Origin of the sequence: Corynebacterium sp. 212_CJEI (assembly GCF_001055915.1) — a bacterium.
GTDB lineage: Bacteria > Actinomycetota > Actinomycetes > Mycobacteriales > Mycobacteriaceae > Corynebacterium > Corynebacterium jeikeium_D.
Map to the genome: position 1 here is coordinate 1 of NZ_JVPT01000016.1, position 376 is coordinate 376.

Consider the following 376-nt stretch of genomic DNA (forward strand, 5'->3'; position numbering starts at 1 on the left):
TTCAGTGTTATCCGGATAGCGGGGATAAACGACGCAGACAACAACTTTCATAGACAATTTTTTTGCATTCTACGGGAGGCCTACAGCTGGTCTGGTGGCCAGGGCTTTCCGTCAGGGAAGTATCTGTCATATTTCCAGCCCAGACGGAAGGGGAGGACGTACTTCTGGGGACTGTTGTTCGCTTCCCACATTGACTTTGGTTTGGTTGCCCGCTCGGCTTCTTCCCGGTCGGTGTACACCCCGTAACAGATAGGGTCCCAGAAGTTGCTATCGGTGATTTCGAGAGTGGGGGTGCCGGTGAATACTCCATAGAGGAGTTGGTCGCGGCTTTCGACCTCGACCTCGAAATCTTCCCAGGTACCAATCATGTCGCCAG

General features: G+C 53.2%; 1 protein-coding gene. It reads right to left on the reverse strand.

Translation table 11 applies throughout. The features are described from left to right. Window positions 1-80: 80 nt before the first annotated feature. The coding region (locus ADB02_RS01495; protein ID WP_049189448.1) for a hypothetical protein at window positions 81-376 on the reverse strand (296 nt) is incomplete at its 5' end.